This window comes from Streptomyces sp. JNUCC 63 (assembly GCF_054366325.1).
The window spans coordinates 1,757,758-1,777,960 of the sequence record NZ_CM135963.1 but is presented as its reverse complement, the minus strand read 5'-3'; the positions used below and the strand labels follow the sequence as shown (position 1 = coordinate 1,777,960).

21 protein-coding genes are annotated in these 20,203 nt (G+C 71.8%); 11 read left to right on the top strand and 10 right to left on the bottom strand.

Annotation, left to right across the window (positions count from 1 at the left end):
- The first annotated feature begins 161 nt into the window (after positions 1-161).
- The 4 genes from ACX25U_RS08040 to ACX25U_RS08025 all read left to right on the top strand — a co-directional run bounded on the left by ACX25U_RS08040 (position 162) and on the right by ACX25U_RS08025 (position 3,760).
- Positions 162-1,304, top strand: coding sequence for an ABC transporter ATP-binding protein (locus tag ACX25U_RS08040; RefSeq protein WP_454390034.1), 1,143 nt, complete (start codon positions 162-164; stop codon positions 1,302-1,304).
- On the top strand, positions 1,301-2,017 hold the full coding sequence (locus ACX25U_RS08035; protein ID WP_454390032.1) for an ABC transporter permease: 717 nt from the start codon (positions 1,301-1,303) through the stop codon (positions 2,015-2,017). Before ACX25U_RS08040 ends, ACX25U_RS08035 begins: the two co-directional genes overlap by 4 nt.
- Positions 2,014-2,682, top strand: a complete 669-nt coding sequence (locus tag ACX25U_RS08030; protein WP_454390030.1) for an ABC transporter permease — start codon at positions 2,014-2,016, stop codon at positions 2,680-2,682. The genes ACX25U_RS08035 and ACX25U_RS08030 overlap by 4 nt, the downstream gene beginning before the upstream one ends.
- A gap of 118 nt (positions 2,683-2,800) precedes the next feature.
- The gene (locus ACX25U_RS08025; RefSeq protein ID WP_454390028.1) at positions 2,801-3,760 is read left to right on the top strand and encodes an ABC transporter substrate-binding protein; all 960 of its coding nucleotides are present in this window, start codon (positions 2,801-2,803) and stop codon (positions 3,758-3,760) included.
- Between the two features lie 95 nt (positions 3,761-3,855).
- Here the strand turns inward: ACX25U_RS08025 and ACX25U_RS08020 are convergent, their stop codons facing one another.
- The 6 genes from ACX25U_RS08020 to ACX25U_RS07995 all read right to left on the bottom strand — a co-directional run bounded on the left by ACX25U_RS08020 (position 3,856) and on the right by ACX25U_RS07995 (position 9,474).
- Complete coding sequence (locus tag ACX25U_RS08020) at positions 3,856-4,449, bottom strand: GTP-binding protein (protein WP_454390026.1); 594 nt, start codon at positions 4,447-4,449, stop codon at positions 3,856-3,858.
- Positions 4,436-4,792 carry a DUF742 domain-containing protein gene (locus ACX25U_RS08015; RefSeq protein WP_454390024.1) on the bottom strand — a complete coding sequence of 119 codons (357 nt, stop codon included), beginning with the start codon at positions 4,790-4,792 and terminating at the stop codon, positions 4,436-4,438. The genes ACX25U_RS08020 and ACX25U_RS08015 overlap by 14 nt, the downstream gene beginning before the upstream one ends.
- A gap of 1 nt (position 4,793) precedes the next feature.
- Positions 4,794-5,222, bottom strand: coding sequence for a roadblock/LC7 domain-containing protein (locus ACX25U_RS08010; protein ID WP_454390022.1), 429 nt, complete (start codon positions 5,220-5,222; stop codon positions 4,794-4,796).
- A 42-nt stretch (positions 5,223-5,264) separates the two neighbouring features.
- The gene (locus ACX25U_RS08005) at positions 5,265-7,637 is read right to left on the bottom strand and encodes a sensor histidine kinase (RefSeq protein ID WP_454390020.1); all 2,373 of its coding nucleotides are present in this window, start codon (positions 7,635-7,637) and stop codon (positions 5,265-5,267) included.
- 75 nt (positions 7,638-7,712) lie between these two features.
- A complete protein-coding gene (locus ACX25U_RS08000; protein ID WP_454390018.1) occupies positions 7,713-8,729 on the bottom strand; it encodes a substrate-binding domain-containing protein in 1,017 nt (338 codons plus the stop codon).
- 289 nt (positions 8,730-9,018) lie between these two features.
- Complete coding sequence (locus ACX25U_RS07995; protein WP_454390016.1) at positions 9,019-9,474, bottom strand: tellurite resistance TerB family protein; 456 nt, start codon at positions 9,472-9,474, stop codon at positions 9,019-9,021.
- A gap of 250 nt (positions 9,475-9,724) precedes the next feature.
- Here ACX25U_RS07995 and ACX25U_RS07990 point away from each other — a divergent pair, with 250 nt between their 5' ends.
- Positions 9,725-9,853 (top strand): hypothetical protein, encoded by a 129-nt coding sequence (locus ACX25U_RS07990; protein WP_454390014.1) that lies wholly within the window; start codon positions 9,725-9,727, stop codon positions 9,851-9,853.
- 152 nt (positions 9,854-10,005) lie between these two features.
- Positions 10,006-10,269 carry a Sec-independent protein translocase subunit TatA gene (gene tatA, locus ACX25U_RS07985; RefSeq protein WP_454390012.1) on the top strand — a complete coding sequence of 88 codons (264 nt, stop codon included), beginning with the start codon at positions 10,006-10,008 and terminating at the stop codon, positions 10,267-10,269.
- A gap of 187 nt (positions 10,270-10,456) precedes the next feature.
- Here the strand turns inward: tatA and ACX25U_RS07980 are convergent, their stop codons facing one another.
- Together ACX25U_RS07980 and ACX25U_RS07975 are read right to left on the bottom strand one after the other, a co-directional pair.
- Positions 10,457-10,978, bottom strand: a complete 522-nt coding sequence (locus ACX25U_RS07980; RefSeq protein ID WP_454390010.1) for a DUF6114 domain-containing protein — start codon at positions 10,976-10,978, stop codon at positions 10,457-10,459.
- A gap of 4 nt (positions 10,979-10,982) precedes the next feature.
- Positions 10,983-11,651, bottom strand: a complete 669-nt coding sequence (locus tag ACX25U_RS07975; RefSeq protein ID WP_454390008.1) for a DUF6230 family protein — start codon at positions 11,649-11,651, stop codon at positions 10,983-10,985.
- Positions 11,652-12,033: 382 nt separating this feature from the next.
- On the opposite strand from ACX25U_RS07975, the gene ACX25U_RS07970 reads away from it, so the two are divergent.
- Positions 12,034-12,687, top strand: a complete 654-nt coding sequence (locus tag ACX25U_RS07970; RefSeq protein WP_454390006.1) for a Tat pathway signal sequence domain protein — start codon at positions 12,034-12,036, stop codon at positions 12,685-12,687.
- An 18-nt stretch (positions 12,688-12,705) separates the two neighbouring features.
- Here the strand turns inward: ACX25U_RS07970 and ACX25U_RS07965 are convergent, their stop codons facing one another.
- Positions 12,706-13,635 carry a lytic polysaccharide monooxygenase gene (locus tag ACX25U_RS07965; RefSeq protein WP_454390004.1) on the bottom strand — a complete coding sequence of 310 codons (930 nt, stop codon included), beginning with the start codon at positions 13,633-13,635 and terminating at the stop codon, positions 12,706-12,708.
- 218 nt (positions 13,636-13,853) lie between these two features.
- Here ACX25U_RS07965 and ACX25U_RS07960 point away from each other — a divergent pair, with 218 nt between their 5' ends.
- Positions 13,854-14,501, top strand: coding sequence for a ScbR family autoregulator-binding transcription factor (locus ACX25U_RS07960; RefSeq protein ID WP_454390002.1), 648 nt, complete (start codon positions 13,854-13,856; stop codon positions 14,499-14,501).
- 22 nt (positions 14,502-14,523) lie between these two features.
- Positions 14,524-15,711, top strand: a complete 1,188-nt coding sequence (locus tag ACX25U_RS07955; protein WP_454390000.1) for a damage-control phosphatase ARMT1 family protein — start codon at positions 14,524-14,526, stop codon at positions 15,709-15,711.
- Between the two features lie 19 nt (positions 15,712-15,730).
- Here ACX25U_RS07955 and ACX25U_RS07950 read toward each other — a convergent pair whose 3' ends face one another.
- Positions 15,731-17,176 carry an NF041680 family putative transposase gene (locus tag ACX25U_RS07950; RefSeq protein ID WP_454383905.1) on the bottom strand — a complete coding sequence of 482 codons (1,446 nt, stop codon included), beginning with the start codon at positions 17,174-17,176 and terminating at the stop codon, positions 15,731-15,733.
- Between the two features lie 233 nt (positions 17,177-17,409).
- On the opposite strand from ACX25U_RS07950, the gene cyc2 reads away from it, so the two are divergent.
- Positions 17,410-19,602 (top strand): germacradienol/geosmin synthase Cyc2, encoded by a 2,193-nt coding sequence (cyc2, locus tag ACX25U_RS07945; protein WP_454389998.1) that lies wholly within the window; start codon positions 17,410-17,412, stop codon positions 19,600-19,602.
- 48 nt (positions 19,603-19,650) lie between these two features.
- Positions 19,651-20,202 (top strand): PDZ domain-containing protein, encoded by a 552-nt coding sequence (locus ACX25U_RS07940; RefSeq protein WP_454389996.1) that lies wholly within the window; start codon positions 19,651-19,653, stop codon positions 20,200-20,202.
- The last annotated feature ends 1 nt before the right edge of the window (position 20,203 follow it).

The following is a 20,203-nucleotide window of genomic DNA, read 5'->3' as shown; positions in this document are numbered from 1 at the left end:
TGCGGATGGCGCCGGTTCCGGTCGTGCGGCATCTTCGGCCCGGACACGGGTATGGGATGCCGAGGTCGTACGGTGCGCGGCGTCTAGACTCTCCCGCGACAGCCCGCGCGGCCGTGACCGAGAGCGGCAGCCGCTGCCAGACCCGAAGGGCGTTCGGCGTTTTGATACGGATTGATTCAGTCACCAAGCGGTATCCGGACGGCACGGTGGCGGTCGACCGGCTCTCGCTCGAGATTCCGGACCGCTCGATCACCGTCCTCGTCGGACCCTCGGGCTGCGGCAAGACCACCACCCTGCGGATGATCAACCGGATGGTGGAGCCCAGCGAGGGCCGCATCCTCCTGGACGGTGTCGACATCCAGAAGCAGCCCGTCAACACCCTGCGCCGGTCGATGGGTTACGTCATCCAGAACGCGGGGCTCTTCCCGCACCGCACCATCGTCGACAACATCGCGACCGTGCCCCGCCTGCTCGGCTGGGGCAAAGGCAAGGCCCGTGCGCGGGCGGCCGAGTTGATGGAGCGCGTCGGGCTCGACGCCTCGCTCGCCAAGCGGTACCCGTACCAGCTCTCCGGCGGCCAGCAGCAGCGCGTCGGCGTGGCGCGGGCGCTCGCCGCGGACCCGCCGGTGCTGCTGATGGACGAGCCGTTCTCCGCCGTCGACCCGGTGGTGCGCAAGGGGCTCCAGGACGAACTGCTCCGTATCCAGGACGAGTTGGGCAAGACGATCGTCTTCGTCACCCACGACATCGACGAGGCCATCAAGCTCGGCACCATGGTCGCGGTACTGCGCACCGGCGGCCGGCTCGCCCAGTACGCACCGCCCGCCGAGCTGCTGTCCGCCCCCGCGGACGACTTCGTCGAGGACTTCCTCGGCACCGACCGCGGCATCCGCCGGCTGTCCTTCTTCGTCTCCGGGGGACTGGAGTTGCGGAAGTCCCCGATCGTCGCCGTCGACTCCACCGCCGAGCAGATCGCCGCCCGCGCCACCCCCGGCGTGCCCTACCTCCTCGTCACCGACCTCGACGGCAAGCCCCTCGGCTGGGGCGAGCCGGACGCGCTCACCGCCGGGTCCCTGGACTCGGCCCGGCTTCTGCCCTACGGGCGGCCGTTCGAGTACGGCGGCGAGTCCCTGCGTGCCGCCCTGGACGGCGCCGTGCTCTCGCCGACCGGCTGGGCGGTCGCCGTGGACGGCACCGGCCGCGTGGTCGGCGTCGTCTCGCAGCAGACCATCGGCGAGGCCATCCGCAGCGCCCATGCCGAGGGCCGTGCCGATGCCGTCGCCGACGCCGGGGTCGCCGGATGAACCGCTTCTTCGACATCCCGAGCGACCTCCAGCACAGCTGGCTCGGCCTGATCGGCCTGCATCTGCGCGAGGCCCTGCTGCCGGTCCTGGCCGGCCTCGTCGCCGCCCTGCCCCTCGCCCAGCTGTGCGTGCGGTTCCGTTGGCTGTACCCGCCCGTGCTGGGCCTGACGACCGTGCTGTACGCCATCCCGTCGCTGGCGTTCTTCGTCGTCCTCATCGACTACACCGGCCAGACCGAGCTCACCGTCATGATCCCGCTCGCCGTCTACAGCCTGGTCGTGCTCGTCCCGGCCATCGTCGACGGCGTCCGCTCGGTGCCGCCGGAGACGCTCGCCGCCGCCACCGCGATGGGCTTCGGTCCCGTACGGCGGTATGTGCGGGTGCAGTTGCCGATCGCGGTACCGGCGATCATCGCAGGACTGCGGGTGGCCACCGTCTCCAGCATCAGCCTCGTCAGCGTCGGCATGCTGATCGGCAACCAGGGCGCCCTGGGCAACCTGCTCTGGGACGCCAACATCTACCACCGGCCCGAACTCGCGGTGAACTCCGTGGTCACCACGGCGGTCCTGGCCGTCCTCGCCGACGGCGCGCTGGTTCTCGTACGCCTGCTGCTGACCCCCTGGATGCCGCGCGGCACCCGGCGCCGGAAACCGAAGGCCGCCCAGGCCCGGCCCGACGCGGCCGTGCCCGCCCTGGAGGACGCCACCCGGTGAACGTACTCCACTTCGTCAACGCCTTCTTCAGCGACGGCGCCCACTGGACGGGCTACGACGGCATCCCCACCCGCCTGGCCGAGCACATCCAGTACTCGCTGCTGGCACTCGCCCTCGCCGCCGTCGTCGGTCTGCCGGTCGGCCTGCTCACCGGGCACTACGGGCGCGGCGGCAACACCCTCGCCCTGATCGCCACCGCCGGGCGGGCGCTGCCCAGCTTCGGCCTGCTGGTGCTGATGTCCATCCTGCTCGGCCTGGGCATGGTCCCCGTGATGATCCCGCTGGTCGTCCTCGCCGTCCCGCCGATCCTGGTGACGACGTACGAGGCGATGCGCTCCGTCGAACCGTCTCCGGTGGACGCGGCCCGCGGCATGGGCATGGGGGAGTTCCGGATCCTGCTCCACGTCGAACTGCCCGTCGCGCTCCCGTTGATCCTCAGCGGCCTGCGCTCGGCGGCCATCCAGATCGTCTCCACGGCCACCATCGCCGCGTACGTCGGCCTCGGCGGCCTCGGGCGGTACATCATCGACGGCCTCTACCAGAAGAACTACGAGAAGGTCGTGGGCGGCGCCACCCTGGTCGCCGTGATGGCGCTGGCGACGCTCGCGGTGTTCTGGGCGGTGGCGCGGGCCGCGGTGTCGCCCGGGGTGCGGCGCGGCGGCTGACGGTGGGGCGCGGGCACAGCACCGTTCCGCTCTGCCTTCACAACCGGCCACGCATTGAAGCGAATCGGAGACCCGGTACCTCTTGACCGACGGAGAAGCCGATGGATTGGATCAGTAAGTGACTTCTTACGCGAAGAGCATCAGGTCCAGCACGAGACACCCCGGCGCGGCCGCCGTCGCACTCGCCGCCGCCGCAGCGCTCCTCGCGGGGTGTTCGTCCTCCGGCGGCAGCGGCAAGGACCCGCTCTCGGAGGGCAGGACGAGCGGTGACACGGTCGTCGTCGGCTCCAACAACTTCGCCGAGAGCATCCTGCTCGCCGACATCTACGGCGAGGCCCTGAAGGCGAAGGGCGTCAAGGTCACCTACAAGCCCAACATCGGCAGCCGCGAGACCACCTACGGTCTGCTCAAGAACGGCTCGATCACCGTGCTGCCCGAGTACAACGGCGCGCTGCTGGCCTACCTCGACAAGGACGCCGTCCCCAAGACGGTCGCCGCCACGACGGCCGCGATCAACGCCAAGCTGGACTCCGAACTGACGCTGCTGGAGCCGGCGCCCGCGCAGGACAAGGACTCCGTCGCCGTCAACCAGGAGACGGCGAAGAAGTACGACCTCACCGGGAAGTCCTCCATCGCGGACCTGAAGGACATCGCCAAGGACCTGGTCATCGGAGGCTCGCCGGAGTTCCAGACCCGGCACCAGGGCCTGGAGGGCCTGAAGTCGGTGTACGGGGTGGAGTTCAAGTCCTTCAAGGCGCTGGACGCGGGCGGCCCGCTGACCCAGACGGCGCTGAAGAAGAACACCGTGCAGGCCGCGGACGTCTTCACCACGGATCCGACCATCGCCAAGGAGAAGTTCGTCGTCCTGCAGGACCCGAAGAACCTCTTCGGGTTCCAGAACGTCCAGCCGCTGGTGTACAAGTCCGGCCTGAACCAGAAGGGCGTGGACGCGCTCAACGCCGTATCCGCCAAGCTGGACACGGCCACCCTGCTGGATCTGGACACCCAGGTGCAGGTGGAGAAGAAGGACCCGCTGGACGTCGCCAAGGCCTGGCTGAAGTCCGCAGGCCTCGACTGACGCACCGCAGCGGGGCAGCGGTGCGGAACGGCACCACGCGGGTGCCGCCGGCGCCGTACGGGCCCCAGGCTGCTGGGCGACGCGTCCGGGGCCGCTCAGCCGGCGTCCGTCCGCGCGGCGGAGGCGATCAACTGGTCGAGGAGGACGATCAGGACGTCCTGGCAGGACTCGCGTTCCCGCGCGTCGCACAGCACCACCGGGACGTGCTCCGGAAGCGCCAGGGCGTCCCGGATGTCCTCCAGCGGGTACGGGTGCTCCCCGTGGAAGCCGTTGACGGCGACCACGAAGGGGATGCGCCGGCGCTCGAAGAAGTCGATCGCCGCGAAGCTCACCTTCGGCCGGCGCACGTCGACGAGGACCACGGCACCCAGGGCGCCCAGGGCGAGGTCGTTCCACATGAACCAGAACCGCTGCTGCCCGGGCGTGCCGAAGAGGTACAGCACGAGGTCGTCGCCGATCGTGATGCGACCGAAGTCCATGGCGACGGTGGTGGTCCGCTTCTCCTCGATGCCGTCGAGGTCGTCGACGTCCAGACCGGCCGTGGTCAGGTGCTCCTCCGTGCGCAGCGGCACGATCTCGCTGACCGACCCGACCATCGTGGTCTTGCCGACGCCGAACCCTCCGGCGATCAGGATCTTGACCGTGTCGGGGGCCGCGGGCGCCCGCACGGCGGTGTCAGAGTCGGCCAAGGCCGTCCCTCACTTTCTGCAGCAGCTCCAGGTCCGGCGCACCGGAGACTTCACGCGGCGGACGCACGGTGATCCGGCCCGCCTCCAACAGGTCGCAGAGCATGATGACGATCACGCTCACCGGAAGGTCCAGATGAGCGGCGAGTCCCGCGACCGCGACCGGCCGGGCGCAGTGCCGCAGGATCCGCAGATGCTCCGGCTGCGGCCGTGCGGCCCCGGCGGGCGGCGGGTCCACCGCGGTCACCGTGGTGATGAGGGTGAAGTCGGCGCGGCTCGGCCGGGTCCGTCCCCCGGTCAGGGTGAAGGGCCGTACCAGGCGGCCCGCCGGGTCGCCGCCGCTCACCTCACTCGCCGCTGCCGGCCGGGACGACACCGGCGCGCGGCGCCTGCTTGAGGTGCTCGCCGATCTTCTTCACCAGCATGTTCATCTGGTACGCCACCACACCGACGTCCGCGCCGGGCCCCGTCAGGACGACCAGGTGGGCTCCGGTCCCGGCCGAGGTGAGGATCAGATAGCTGTTGGCCATCTCGATGAGCGCCTGGCGCACCGGGCCGCCGCGGAAGTCCATGCTGACCCCCTTGCTGAGACTCATCAGGCCGGACGCGGTCGCCGCGAGACGTTCGGCGTCGTCGCGCGGGAACCCGGTGGACTTGCTGACCACCAGTCCGTCCTCGGAGAGCACGACGGCGTGGCTCACCTCGGCGACCCGGTCGACGAGTCCGGTCAGCAGCTGATCGAGCTGGGTGTGCGTGGCGGGGGCGGTGCGTGTCATGTCGGTGTCCTTCATCGGCGGTCGGTGGTCTTCACGTCACGGTCACGGATACGCCTGCGGCGGGACGAGGGCTTCCGGCTCCGGCGGCGCGTCCTCCTGGTCGCCCGGCACCGGCTCGTCCTCGTCGCGGGCCCTGAGTGTGCCGCGCTGGAAGCCGGCCAGGGAGGACGCGGCGCGTTCCGCGGTGAAGTCCTCGTCGGCCGGGGTTTCCCCGCCGGCCGGGTCCGGCTCCTCGCGCAGCTCGGCGGCCAGGCTGGTCTGCGGCACCCGGCGCGGCAGCGGCGCGAGCCCGCCGCCGCGGGCGGCCCCGGCCGTGGTGATGGCGGTCCGTGCCGGGGTGGGGGCCTCCCGCGTCGGGGCGGGGGCGGTCCGCGCCGGGGCGGCGTGCGGTCCGGTCCGTGCGGGCGGCGCGGCCTCGGCGGCGGCCGTGGCTCCGGTGGCATCGGCGTCGGCGGCCGTGGTCCCCGGGGCTTCGGAGCCGGGTGTCTCCCGCACCACGATGTCGTGCGGGATCAGCACGATGGCCGTGGTGCCGCCGTACGGCGAGGAGCGCAGCGTGACGGCGATGCCGTGCCGGGTCGCCAACTGGGCGATCACGAACATGCCGAGCCGCAGGTCGTCCGCCAGCGCCACCACGTCGAACTTCGGGGCCACCGCCAACTGGGCGTTGAACGCGGCGTACTCCTCCTCGGACATGCCGAGGCCGCGGTCCTCGATCTCGACGGCCAGGCCCTTGGCCACCATCGCCGCCCGCACTCCGACGGGGGCGGGCGCGGCGGAGTAGACGGTCGCGTTGTCGATGAGCTCCGCCAGCAGGTGGATCACGTCGGCCACCGCGGGCGGCGCGACGCTCACCTCCTCGTCGGTGTGCACCTCCACCCGCTGGTACTCGGCGACCTCGCCGACGGCACTGCGCAGGATGTCGATCAGCGCGACCGGTTCGGCCCAGCTGCGCCGGGGCTGCTCGCCGCTGATGATGACGAGGTTCTCCTCGTAGCGGCGCAACTGGCTGGCGGTGGAGTCCAGTTCGTACAGACCCTGCAGGACGGTGGGGTCGGTGTGCTCACGCTCCAGCGCGTCCAGCTTGCTCAGCTGGAGGTTGACCAGGTTCTGGCTCTGCCGGGCGATGCCCAGGATGACCTTCTGGAAGCCGCGCCGGGTGTCGGCGAGTTCGACCGCGGTGTGCACGGCCGTGCGCTGCGCGGTGTTGAACGCCTTGGCCACCTGGCCGAGCTCGTCGTGGCCGTAGTCCAGCGGCGGGGTCGCGAGGTCCACGTCGACCTTCTCGCCCCGGTCGAGGCGGGCGACCACGTCGGGCAGCCGCTCCTGGGCCAGGCTCAGGGTGGCCACCCTCAGGCCGCGCAGCCGCAGGGACAGCGAGCGGGTGATCCGCCAGGACATGACGGCGCACAGCAGCACGGCGGCGAGGCCCGCGGCGCTCAGCGAGGCGGCCGTGACCAGCAGCCGGTGCGCTTTGTCGGCGCTGTGGTCCAGCAGGGCGCCCGTCTGCTCCTCGATCATCCGCTCGTACTGGGCGGTGACCCTGGCCAGCGCGGCGCTCCACTGCTGCTGTGCGTCCGGCAGCCGGACCGTCCGGGCGTCGCCCCGGCCAGTGGGCCGGGCGGCCAGGATCTGTTCCTCGACGCGTTCCAGGGTCTGCCAGTCGCCGCTCCGCAGGATCTGCTCGGTCTGCGTCTTGGCGCTGTCGCGCAGGGCCGGGACGATCTGGTCCTGGATCAGCCAGCGGCGCGCGTGGACCAGCTGGGCGAACTGTGTCCAGGCCTCGTCGTCGAGGCGCCCGGTCGGCCAGGCCAGGGTGAGCCGGGCGTCCTGCTGGGAGACCAGCTCCGCCCCGTGCTCGATCGCGACGAGCGGCCCGGCCTGCGAGGTCAGGTCGCCGTCGTCGACCTCGGAGAGCTCCCGGAAGGCGTGGATCTGGTCGTCGATGATCGAGGTGTACTGGTCCAGCGCCTGCTCGGGGGTGATGTCGGTGGGGTTGTCGACCTGACCCCGGTAGTACTCCAGGCTGCCCACCGACGCGACGACCGAGTACAACCGGTCCCTGACGCGGGACGGCGCCTTGCGGATCGCGTCCGTCTGGCCGACCAGCTTGGCGACCGCCGCGTCCGTCTGCCGGCGGGCCGCGTCCAGTTCGGCCCGCGAGCCGTGCCCCGTGGCCAGCCACGCGGCCGACAGCCTGCGCTCGCGCTGCAACGCCAGCGTCGCCTCGGTGCCCATGGCGCCGGTGGACCTGCTCAGCTGCGTATGCGACCTGAGGCGAAGGCCCTCGGAGAACATCTGCGTCGTCGTCATGCCCCACATGGCGGCGAGGGTGACGCTGGGGACCAGCGCGAGCAGGATCAGGGAAAGACGTATGGAGCCGATACGGCGCCGTGCACCTGTCCGTGGAGACATCGTCGTCCTAGGCGATCAGCGGGAAGCGGGGGCGGGGGGCGAAGGGGGAGCCGGCGGACGCGTGCGGTGGCCGCGTCAACGAGTGCCGTCGGCCGCGTACTTCGCCACCGCGGCCACGTTCTTCCTGGTCACGAAGGCCGGGCCGGTGAGCACCGGGGCCACGCCGCCACCGCTGACGTTGCCGTTGGTGCGGTACAGCCACAGCGCGTCCACGGCCAGATAGCCCTGCAGATAGGGCTGCTGGTCCACGGCGAACTGGACGTCCCCGCCGCGTACCGCGGCGACGAGGTCCTTGTTGAGGTCGAAGGTGGCGACATGGGCCTTGCTGTGCGTCTGCTTCACCGACTTCACCGCCGCGAGCGCGTACTGGGCGCCCAGCGTGACGACCTCGTCGATGCTCGGATCCCGGCGCAGACTCGCGGAGACGGAGTCGGTCACGGCGTTCATGTCGGTGCCGTCCGCGTACAGCATCTGGGTCCGGCCGCCGAACGTCTTCTTCAGGCCGGCGCAGCGCGCCTCCAGGCCGACGTTGCCCCGCTCGTGGATGACGCACAGCGTGTGCTTGGCCTTGAGGCCGTTCAGCTTCTCGCCGACGGCGCGGCCGGCGAGGCTGTCGTCCTGGCCGAAGTACTCCAGGACCCCTTCCGTCTGCCAGGCGTCGATACCGGAGTTGAGGCCGACCACCGGTATGCCGGCGGCCCTGGCCTCGGCGATCGGGCCCTTCATGGCCTCCGGCTTGGCCAGCGTCACGGCGATCCCGTCGGCCTTGTCACGGATGGCGTCCCGCACCAGTTCCGCCTGCCCCGCGGGATCGGAGTCGTTCGCGTACGTCAGGTCGATGCCGTCCTTGGCCGCCGCGACCCGGGCCCCCTTCTGCACCAGGTCCCAGTAGGCGTCGCCCGGCGCCCCATGGGTGACCAGGGCGACCTTCAGGCGCGCGCCGCCCGGCCGTCCGGCGCCGTCCTTGCCCGAGCCGCCGGCCTCGCCGGAGCCGGAACAGCCGGCGAGGAGCAGGCAGACGGCGGCGGTGACCGCCACGGCCGTGCCGCGCACGGTTCTGTGGGAGGCGTCGGGCGGGGGAGGAGTGTTCATGAGGGTGCGGCACCTCGCTGTGCGGCCGAGCATGGGGATCCACGAGAGCACAGGCGGATCCCGGGGGACGCACGTCCCCCGGGTGACTCTCGTTCAGGCGGAGCCAACCCTGTGTGACCGCAGGTAGTCAAGTGGTCTGATCCCGTGGTCGGCTCTCGGTGCCGCATCGTGATCTTTCCTGCCGCCCCGGCGGTTGCGTGGCATTTCGCCGATGTCCCCGCCCGCGCGGCGGAAATCACCCACGACACCGCCCACCGCGCCGAGGTGCCGCTCGGTAGGCCCGGCCGGCTCAGAGGTCGAACTCGTGCGGCGGCAGGTCCAGGGCGAAGCAGGCCTCGCGGACCACGGCCTGCTCGGTCTTGTCGAAGTCGCCGTCCGCGCCGCCGATGACGATGCCGATCTGGATCACGGCACGGGCCTCGGCGGGCTTCTTCTTCGCCTTGGCGATCTCCTGCAGCACGCTCACCTTGCCGAAGTCGAAGTCGGCGGTCAGCTTGTGGAGGTTCTCCTCGAAGCGGCGGCGCAGGTCGTCCGCCGGGAAGTTCTGCAGGACCTCGTTGGTGGCGATCAGCTGGGCGACGCGCTGCCGCTCCGAGGGATCGACGGTGCCGTCGGCGGCGGCCACGAGCGCGCACATCGCCATGCTCGCATCCCGGAAGGCGCCGCTCTTCAGGTCGTTCTTCTTCGCCACGAGCTGGTTCTGCATCTGCGTCGCGGAGTCCTTGATGCGGTCCCACAGGGCCATGTGCTCTCCAAGTGTGATGTCGTGATGTCGGGTGCGGACACGATCCGGGTCCGGGACCGGCCCGGATCTACAGCAACGTAGAAACTAGCGGAGACCCGGATAAGTTCCGGCGGGTTCCGGCCGTGTTCGACTGCCTGAACCGGTGCGGCTCGTACGACCGCGCGTGACAGGAGGACCACCACCGTGGCGGCGGCCGGCGGTGGCTTCGAGGATCCGCCCGCCGACGTGCTCGCGGAGGGGTCGGCGGCAGGTGTACCTCGTCGACGACCCCGACGTGGTCGACGTCGTACGGCTCACCGTCGTCCGCCTCACCGACCGCACCCGCACCGCCCGCACCCGCACCGCCCGCACCCCGGCACGCCGTCTCCGCGGCCTCTGAGCCCGCCTGCGGTTCCGGGAATCCGCCGGCCCGGGTGCCGGTGCTGTTGCGCACCGGCCGGAGCGACGCCGACGTGCGGCGACCGGCTGTCGTTGCCGGGCGGGCCGGCAGGGCGTACACAGGAAGGGCCCGAGGAAAGGGAGGACCCGGTCATGTTCCGCAACGGTCTGGAACCCTGGCACCTGCTGATCGTGGCGATCGTGGTCATCGTCCTGTTCGGTTCCAGGAAGCTGCCCGACACCGCACGGGCGCTCGGCAAGTCGATGCGCATTCTCAAGAGCGAGGCGAAGGCCATGAAGGACGAGGACGAGGCGCGGTCCACCCCGCTGGAACCGACGAGCGCCCGCCCCGCCGCGGAGCCGACGCCCCCCGCGTCCGCGCCGACACAGCCCCGGCCGCCGACCACGGAGCGCTGAGCGCCGCGGACCGGGTCCGCCGTCCGCGGCGCCCGACCCGGGCGGCCCGGCGCCGGGCCGGCGTACGCCAGCCGGTGCCGGGCCGGCTCGCGTCGTGTCCCGCGGCAGGAGGCCACTGCGCTTGACGGCCTCCAGGACGACCGCCGAGCCGGCGGGAGGGGCGGGGCGTCTTCGGCGGCTCGTCCGGTCAGTCGACCGGAAGTGCGGAGGCCGGCCGAGCCCGCGGCTCGGTGACTGCCGCGGGCGGCGGCTCGTCGCCCGGCGCCGCGGACGTCGCCCGCGCGCGCCGCCTCCTGCGGTCGCGCCGTGGTTCCTGGTTCGGGAGCCAGCCGAAGGTCAGGCAGCTGCCGGTCGCCCCGAGGAGGAGGCCGAGGAAGAAGCCGCCGAGGTTGGAGGTGAGCCAGGTGCCCAGGGAGAGCAGGATGCCGGTGCAGGAGTAGAAGAGGCGCTGGGCCGGGTTGAAGAGGGTCAGCAGTCCGCACAGCACCATGAGCGTGGGCAGCAGGTAGCCGGCCAGCCCCTGCATCCCGATGTGCAGGAGGACCTTCAGCGACGCCTTCTCGGTCAGCAGGATCTCCGCCCCGCCCAGTGTGAGCAGCAGCCCGCCCCAGAACGGCCGGCCGGACCGCCAGCGCCGGAAGGCGGCCCGCGGCCCCGGCCGCGGCGCGACCGGGGCCGTCTCCGGCGCTACGGGTATGTCGTGCGCCATCGGTTCAGCAACCCGAGTCGCTGAAGCGGAGCTTGAGGCCCGGCAGCTTGAACACGCCTGCCGTCGTGGCGTAGTTGGTCTGCCGCAGGTCGGCGATCCGGACCGTGTCCGCCTGCTGGCTGAACACGCCCTTCGGTCCCTGTACGCCCGCCTTGGTCAACGTGCTCGCGTCGTTGCCGATCTCGATGTTCCTGAACGCGGCGTCGCCCGACAGCTCGGTGGAGTCGGTCGTCAGATCGGTCGCGGTCACCTTGTCCGCACCGCTGCCCGCGGTGATCAGCAGGTTGGTGCCGCCGAGGTCGACGCTCTGGCACAGCTTGGTCAGTGTCGCGCTCTTGATCGCGGAGGTGACCACCAGCACCTGCCCGCCGGTGTCCCCCGCGTTGGGACTGTCCTCGGCCATGTCGTCCAGGGCCCCGAACTGCTCGAAGCCGGTGCCGTTCAGCTCGGTCGCGGTGACCGTGAACGGCATCCCGGAGATCGCGAACTGCACCCCGAGCGCGCCCTGCGCGGTGAGGACCGCCAGCCCCGCGGCGGCCAGCGTCGCCGGCACCGCCATGACCGCGGCACGACGCAGCCGGACCCGGCCGCGTCGGTCCACGCCGGAGTAACCGCTTTCCGGATGCTCGGGGAGGTCACCGACGGACGAGGTGAGGTTCGAGGACGAGGCCATGTCTGCTCCTGTGGGCATAGTCCATGCTGGTTCGGAGTGCAGCGGCCCGTTGCCCTGGCGCGGACAGCGGCAGCCACGCGCGCCGGGACACCTCCCGGCGCGCGCAAGGGCTTTCTCGTTACGCGGCAGTAGCCGTCGAGGAAGTTACCGGTGGTTACATTTACGGGTCAAGGCGCTCGTGGAAGAAAGGTGGCCATTGTGTGCCACCGCGCCTCCGGAAGTCCGGCGTGCAAGTCAACTCTCGTGCAAAGTATTGACGTTGACGGAGCGCCAGGTTTACAACTCTGCCTGTTTCCCGCGGATCCGTGGCGCCGGATCCGCCGCGCGGCATCGCCGAGTCCTCGCCTCACCGAACCCCCCACTTAAGAAACGAGGTCCTCCCATGCGTACGCGCCCCGTCCTCACCCTCGCCGCCGCCGTCGCCGCGCTGACGTTCCCGGCGATCGCCCCCGCCTCCGCGGCCGACGGCGCGGTGCTCACCACAGGCGGCGCCGGCGGCACCCCGGTCGCGGTCGGCGACGTCCTGACCGCCCAGCTGGCAAGCGGCACCACCGCCACGCTCCACTCCAGTGCGAGCGGAACCAGCGGCGTCTCCTGCACCGCGTCGACCTTCGCCGCCACCGTCACCGACAACCCGGCCGCCCCCGGCACGGCGACGGAGTCGGTGACCGGGCACACCTTCGACAGCGGCAGCTGCACCAGCAACGTCACCGGCGTGCTCGGCGTCAGCGGCATCACGGTCGACAACCTGCCGTACACCGCCACCGTGGACTCCGACGGCACCCTCACCGTGACCCCCGCCGCCGGCTCGACCATCCAGACCACGGTCAAGCTGCGCACCCTGCTGGGCACCATCACCTGCGTCTACAAGGCGGCCGCTCTGACCGGAAAGACCGACAACACCGACAGCGGCATCGCCTTCACCGACCAGCAGTTCACCAAGGTGTCCGGCTCGTCGCTGTGCTTCAGCAGCGGCTACTTCACCGCCAAGTACGCCCCGGTCACCGCCGCCGGAACCCCCGTCTACGTCAACTGACCTGCCACGCAACAAGGTTCAGCGTCGGCGCAGGCGCAGGGCCAGGGCGGCGCCCCCGGTGAGCACCAGCACCGCGGCGGCGCCGCCCGCCAGCAGCGGCGCGGAGGGACCCGAGCCGGTGCCGGTCCCGGACGCCACCGGACTGCTGTCCGGAGCGCCCGCACGCGCCCTCGGAACGGAGGAGGCAGGCGTCTGCCGCGCGGGTTCCGTCGTCGGTGGTGCGGGCGCCGCCGGCTGCTTCGCCGGTGCCGCCGACCGCCGCGCGGGCGCAGTCGTCTGCTTCGCCGGGGCTGACTTCCCGCTCGTCGCCTTCGCGAACACCACGTCCGAGCACGAGTAGTACGTGTCCGGTGTGCTGCTGTTCTGCCAGATGGTGAACAGCACATGACGGCCCGTCCGATCGGTCGGCAGCGTCGCCCGGATGTGGTAGGCCCCGCCCGTCAGCGCCGGGTCCGTCACCTCGGCAAAGGGCCGTGCCGGGATGTCCTGCCAGGTCAGCGGTTTCGTCGGGTCGTATCCGGGCTTGGTCAGATAGAGCTTGAACGTGCCCTGGTGCGGAATCGTCGAGGCGTACGTCATCGTCATCTCGGCGCCCGGCACCAGACGGGTCGACGGCCAGTCGCCGCGGAGCAGATCGACCCCCTTGTAGGAGGGCAGGCCCCCGCTGCACAGCTTGCCGTCGGGGATCACCTGGCGGTCCCGGCCGGCCACGTTCGCCACCCGCAGGTTGTCCCACGCCGTGAACGGGGCGCCGTTCGCGGCGACCGCCGCCCGGCAGGCGGCCGAGCCGGCGCTGCCACCCCCGTCCGGCGAGCAGGCGAACACCCGGCCGACCGGGTCGGTCGGGGCGCCGTGCGCCCGGGCGGGCCCCGCCGCCCACAGTGTGAGCAGGGCCGATGCCGCCACGGCGGCTGCGGTGCCCCTGAGCGGTGCGGTCATCCGAGTCATCGGGGACATCTCCTCGGCCGGCGCGGGAACGGTGTGCCGGAATCCAGTACGGGCGACGGAGCCACCGCGTTCAAGGAACGAACCGGCAGCGGACCGGCGTTGGGGCGCGAGTGGTCCTGGGGGGGGCGAACGGGCGCCCCAGGGTGGTGAGTTATCGTGTACGCGAGTGAGAACAAACGGCATGCCCCGTTCATCACGGCCCCGGGAGTGTCCTGTCGATGCCGAGGCAGTTACGCGCCGAGCAGACCCGCGCGACGATCATCACAGCCGCCGCCGACCTGTTCGACCGGAAGGGCTACGAGCGCACCAGCCTCAGCGACATCGTCGCACACGCGAACGTCACCAAAGGTGCTCTGTACTTCCACTTCGCGGCCAAGGAGGACCTGGCCCAGGCCATCATGGAGCTGCAGTCCCGGGCCGCCCACCGGGTGACCAGTGACGTGGACGGGCGCGGCTGCTCCTCGCTGGAGGCCCTGATCCGCATCACGTACGCGCTCACCCGGCTCGCCGTGGAGGGCCCGATCACCCGCGCCGGCCTGCGGCTCGCCACCGGGGGAGTGGAGGCGCGCCCGCCGCTGCGGCACCCCTTCACCGAGTGGCTGGAGATCGTCACCCGCAAACTCCGCGGCGCCGCCCGGGAGCGCGACATCCAGCCGGACGTCGACGTCCACGCCGTCGCGCACTCCCTGGTCTGCTTCTTCGTCGGCACCCGGGTCGCGGGCCGCCCCCTGGAACCCGTGGCGCGGCTGCCGCGCAGGACGACCGAGATGTGGCACCTCCTCATCCGCGGCCTGGTCCCGGTGCACCGACGCCCCCGCTATCTGAGCCTCGCCACGCGGCTGGAGCGGGAGATCGTCGCCGTATGACCCGCGCGGTACGGTGAGGCGCATGCCCTCGACCCCGTCCGCGCCCGTGCTCCTCGGCAACGAGCCCGGTTCCTTCCCGCACAGCGTGCTGGCCGAGCGGCACCCGGCCATCGTCCGGCAGGTGCGGGAGGCCTTCCCCTACGGCCCCGAGCAGCACCGCGCCCTCGACGCGTTGCTGGACAGCTGTACGAAGGGCGTGATCGAAGAGCTTCCCGCCGGCGCGCACGACCGGGACCGCTGGCAGGCCCGGGGACTCGCGCGGTACGCGGGCCGGTCCTGGTTCGACGTGCCGTGGCTGTGGTCCGAGAGCTATTTCTACCGCCGGCTCCTCGAAGCCGTCGGCTACTTCGCGCCCGGCCCCTGGCAGGGCATCGACCCCTTCCGCCCGTTCAAACTCGCCGAACTCGACTCCCCGGAGACGGACGAGGAACTGGCGGCACTCGACGCGCTGGAGAGCGAGCCGCCACCGCGGCGCGCGGCCGCCCTGCTGCACGGCTCCCTCTGGGGCAACCGCGCCGACCTGGGCTTCCGGCTCTCGACGGCGGGCGCCCAGGCAGCGCGGGCCGCTCAGCCGACCGCCGGCCTGGTCGCCGACGACAGCGAAACGCTCTGGTCGCTGCTGCCGCCCTCCCGGGCCGGCACGCTCTGCCTGGTCGCCGACAACGCCGGCCGTGAACTCGTCCCCGACCTCCTCCTCGTCGCCCACCTCCTCGCCCACGGCCGCGTCGAACGGGCGGTCCTGCACGTCAAGCCGTACCCGTACTACGTCTCCGACGCCACCACCGCCGACGTCGTCGACGCCGTGCGCCGGCTGACGGCCGCTCCCGGGGCGGCCGCCGGATACGGGCGCCGCCTGTGGTCGGCGATGACCGACGGCCGGCTCACGGTCCGGGCCCACCCCTTCTCCTGCTCCCCGCTGCCGTACGCCGCGATGCCCGGCGATCTGCGCGGGGAGTTCGGCGCGGCCACGCTGACCGTGCTCAAGGGCGACCTGAACTACCGGCGCCTGGTCGGCGACCGACTGTGGCCCCCGACCACGCCGTTCGCGGACGTCACCGGCTACTTCCCCGGCCCGGTCGCCGCCCTGCGCACCCTGAAGTCCGACGTGATCACCGGCTTGGACGCGTCCACCGAGGCCGCGCTGGACGCCACCGAGAACGGGCGCTGGCGCGTCGGCGGCACGCATGCGCTGATCCAGGTCAGGACCTGAGAAGACCTGAGCTTGACGTTTAACCTCGCTGGGCTTGGTGTTCCTTGATCGATTCGGCGCGTTTGACGGTCTTGCCGACGTCGTGGCGCCTGGCCCGTTGCTTGTTCTTCGAGCCCGGAGGCCGTCCAGGGCCTGGTCGGGACGGTTTCGGCGCGCTTGCCGGGCGGGCTGCTGTCGCGCGGACGTTGCGAAACCCCCGGCGGACCCGGGCGGGGGTGAGACGGCGGGGTTCCGCGGGCCGTTCCCAGGGCCGGCGGAGGTCCTCGGCGAGGGGCCGGGCGAGGCGGAGCTGGGTGTGTGCGGCGATGATCAGCCAGGTCCACAGGTCGGCCGTGTCGGGATTCCTGACCTTCGGGGCGGTCCAGCCCAGGGTCTGTTTCATCAGCCGGAAGGTGTGCTCCAGGTCGAAGCGGCGGAGGAACGACTGCCACCAGCGGTCCACATCCGCCGGTGCGGCGGCGGTGGCCGAGCACCACAGCCAGACCGGTTTCGGGTCGCGGTCACCGGGCAGGTGCTCGACTTTCAGGCGGATCAGCGTGCCGTGCAGGACGGGGAGTTCTTCCTTGGCGTGGTTCAGCCAGGGTCCGCGGTGGGTGAGCCGGGGGTGCATCCGGTCCCAGGCCGTCGCGGTGGCCGTGCCGTAGCGGGTGGTGTCCGTGGCGGTCGTGACGTCGGGCTCGTGCCAGCTGTCGGGCTTCTTGAACGTGAGGACGCCGCCATGCCGACGGGGACGCCCGCCTCGGGGACCCGACCGGGCGGGGCCGGGGTCGCGGAGCATGACGCGGTCCGAGCGCAGGCGCCCGACCAGCACGACGGGCAGGTCGGCGAGAGCGTGGGTCAGGTAGGCGACGTCGTAGCCGGAGTCCATCACGATCAGGATGTCCGGATCGCCCGGTCTCCAGTGGCCTGCGCTCGTCAACCGCTCGACGACATCGCGGAGTTGGGCGGCAGTGACGGTGGTCGCGTCATCGGCCGGGCCCAGGCGGACCGCGTCCAGCAACGCGACCCAGGAGGTGCGGCCGGACTCCAGGGCCGCGACGAAGGAGTAGGGCCAGCCGGGCACCAGCTGGTCCGAGCTGCGGTCGCCGCGTCCGTAGACATGGCAGAACAGCCGCTCGCCGCTGGTGGGAGCGTCGGGCCGCAGCCAGTGCGACACGTCCACCGCGAGCACGATCCGTCCGTCGGCTGCTTTCGGCAGCGGCAGGCCCGCCAGCGTGCGGCGCAACCGTGTCGGCTCCAGCCAGCCACGGTCCAGGGCGGCGTACAGCGCGCCATGTCCCCGCCGGTGCTCGGCCGCCAAGGAGAGCTCGACCAGGGTTTTCACCGGCCCGTCCGCGCACAGCACCGCGTCGGTGAGCTCGAAGAGCGCATCCGCGCGGCTGTACAGGCACTCGTAGAACTCGACCCGAAAGCGGGACAACAGGCCCAACGCCTCGCACGTGGGCGGATCGACGGGCAGACTCATGGGCAGCGGCCGTTCTCTCGCACTTCGTTACTCGACATCTCGAAGCGTGGCGAACGGCCGCCCTGCACATGCCCGGATCTCGCTGATCTCAGCAGGTCGAGTGACCAGCGACGTTAAACCTCAAGCTGAGAACAGTCCCTGTTCACCTGCCGATTCACCTGCCGATTCACGCGAAGGTGTGATCGGGTTCGGGCCCGCGGATGCTGTCGGAGTGTCGCGGGTAGGGCCCGGCCATGACGCAGCAGCCCTTCGAACTCCCGCACTTCTACATGCCGTATCCCGCGCGGCTCAACCCGCACGTCGACGAGGCCCGTGCCCACTCGGCGCGGTGGGCGCGCGAGATGGGCATGCTGGAGGGCTCCGGGATCTGGGAGCAGGCCGACCTCGACGCGCACGACTACGGACTGCTCTGCGCCTGCACCCACCCCGACTGCGACGGACCCGCCCTGTCCCTCATCACCGACTGGTACGTGTGGGTCTTCTTCTTCGACGACCACTTCCTGGAGACCTTCAAGCGCGGCCAGGACCGCGCCGGCGGCAAGGAATACCTGGACCGGCTGCCCCTGTTCATGCCGCTGGACCTCGCCACACCCGTGCCCGAGCCGCGGAACCCGGTCGAGGCCGGCCTCGCCGACCTGTGGGCGCGCACGGTGCCGTCGATGTCGGCCGACTGGCGCCGGCGGTTCGCGGTGGCGACCGAGCACCTGCTGAACGAGTCCCTGTGGGAGCTGTCCAACATCAACGAGGGACGGATCGCCAACCCCGTCGAGTACATCGAGATGCGCCGCAAGGTCGGCGGCGCACCCTGGTCGGCGGGGCTCGTGGAGTACGCGACCGCCGAAGTGCCCGCCGCCGTCGCCGGGTCCCGGCCGCTCAGGGTGCTGATGGAGACGTTCTCCGACGCCGTGCACCTGCGCAACGACCTGTTCTCCTACCAGCGGGAGGTCGAGGACGAGGGGGAGCTCAGCAACGGCGTCCTGGTCCTGGAGACCTTCTTCGGCTGCACCACCCAGGAGGCCGCCGACCGCGTCAACGACGTGCTCACCTCCCGGCTGCACCAGTTCGAGCACACCGCGCTCACCGAAGTCCCCGCGCTGGCCGCGGAGACGGGACTCACCCCGGACGAGGTCGCGGCGGTGGCGGCGTACACCAAGGGACTGCAGGACTGGCAGTCCGGCGGCCACGAGTGGCACATGCGCTCCAGCCGCTACATGAACGAGCGGGCCCGCTCCGCCGGCCCCTGGCAGCGCCCGTCCGGCCCCGGCACCACGGCGGCCGACGTGGGCGCGCTGCTCGCGGCGGCCGGGGCGGAACGTCTGCGCGCCTACACGCACGTGCCCTTCCAGAAGGTCGGCCCGTCCCGCATCCCCGACCTGTACATGCCCTACCCGCTGCAGCTCAGCCCGCACCTGGACGCGGCCCGCCGCACCCTCACCGAGTGGTGCCACCGCACGGGCATCCTCGAGGAAGGCGTGTGGGACGAGGACAAGCTCGCCGCCTACGACCTCGCGCTGTGCTCGGCGGGCCTCGACCCCGACGCCACCCCCGAAGCCCTCGACCTGAGCGCGCAGTGGCTCGCCTTCGGCACCTACGGCGACGACTACTACCCACTGGTCCACGGCCACCGCCGCGACCTGGCCGCCGCGAAGGTGACCACGGCCCGCCTGTCGGCCTGCATGCCCGTCGAGGGGGAGGCACCGCTCGTCCCCGTGAACGCCATGGAGCGCGCCCTGACCGACCTGTGGGCGCGCACCACCGCGGAGATGACGCCCGACCAGCGGCGCACCCTGAAGCGGGCGATCGACACGATGACCGAGAGCTGGGTGTGGGAGCTGTCCAACCAGCTCCAGAACCGCGTCCCCGACCCGGTCGACTACCTGGAGATGCGACGAGCCACCTTCGGCGCCGACCTCACCCTGAGCCTGTGCCGGACGGGCCACGGCCCGGCCGTCCCGCCCGAGGTCTACCGCAGCGGCCCGGTCCGCTCCCTGGAGAACGCGGCCGTCGACTACGCCTGCCTCCTCAACGACGTCTTCTCGTACCAGAAGGAGATCGAGTACGAGGGCGAGATCCACAACGCGATCCTCGTCGTCCAGCACTTCTTCGGCATCGACTACCCGGCCGCCCTCGCCGTCGTCCATGATCTGATGACCCAGCGCATGCGCCAGTTCGAGCACGTCGTGGCGCACGAACTCCCCATCCTCCAAGACGACTTCGAGCTGTCGGAGGAGGCCCGCGCGACCATGCGGGGCTATGTCGCCGACCTGCAGAACTGGATGGCCGGCATCCTCAACTGGCACCGGCGGGTCGACCGCTACAAGGCGGAGTGGCTGGCGGCCCGAGCCCATGTCTTCCTCCCGGACCGCCCACCGGCCCCCGCCCTGCCCGCAGGCGCCCTCCCCGTCTGCGCTCTCTCCCTGGGCTGACCCCGCCCACCGCCGGACCGGCCGCCCTTGCCCTTCGGAGGCGATCGAGTGGAACAGACAGCGCTGCGTCCCAGACCGATGCCCGGCCAGGAACCCGGCACCTCGCAGGGCCCCGCCCGGCGCCCGCACGCCGCGCGCCGGCGCGGCCGCCGGCTCGTGACCCTGGCGTGCGGTCTGCTCGCCGGCACGGTCCTGGTCCTGTCCGGCGTCGGCCTCGGCGCGATGGGCGCCACCGTGATCGGCACCGGCGGGCTCGCCGAGCCACGGCGGCACCCGGGCGCACAGGAGCGCCCGGCCCCGGCGCCCCCGCCCCCGCCCGCGACCCCCGCACCCGTGCGCCCCGCCCTCGGGGTGGAGGCGGTCGACGCCGACAGCTCCGGGGCCCGCGTGGTCGGCGTCCATGTGCCCGGCCCCGGCTACACGGCAGGCCTGGTCCGCGGCGACGTACTCCTGGCCTTCGACGGGAAGCCGATCGCCTCGGCGGCGGACCTCGCCCGCGCGGTCGCCCGCGCCCGCCCCGGCCAGGAGGTGCCGGTGACCGTGCGCCACCCCAACGGCACCCACCAGCGGCTGACCGTCACCCCGGGTGTGGTCACCTGAC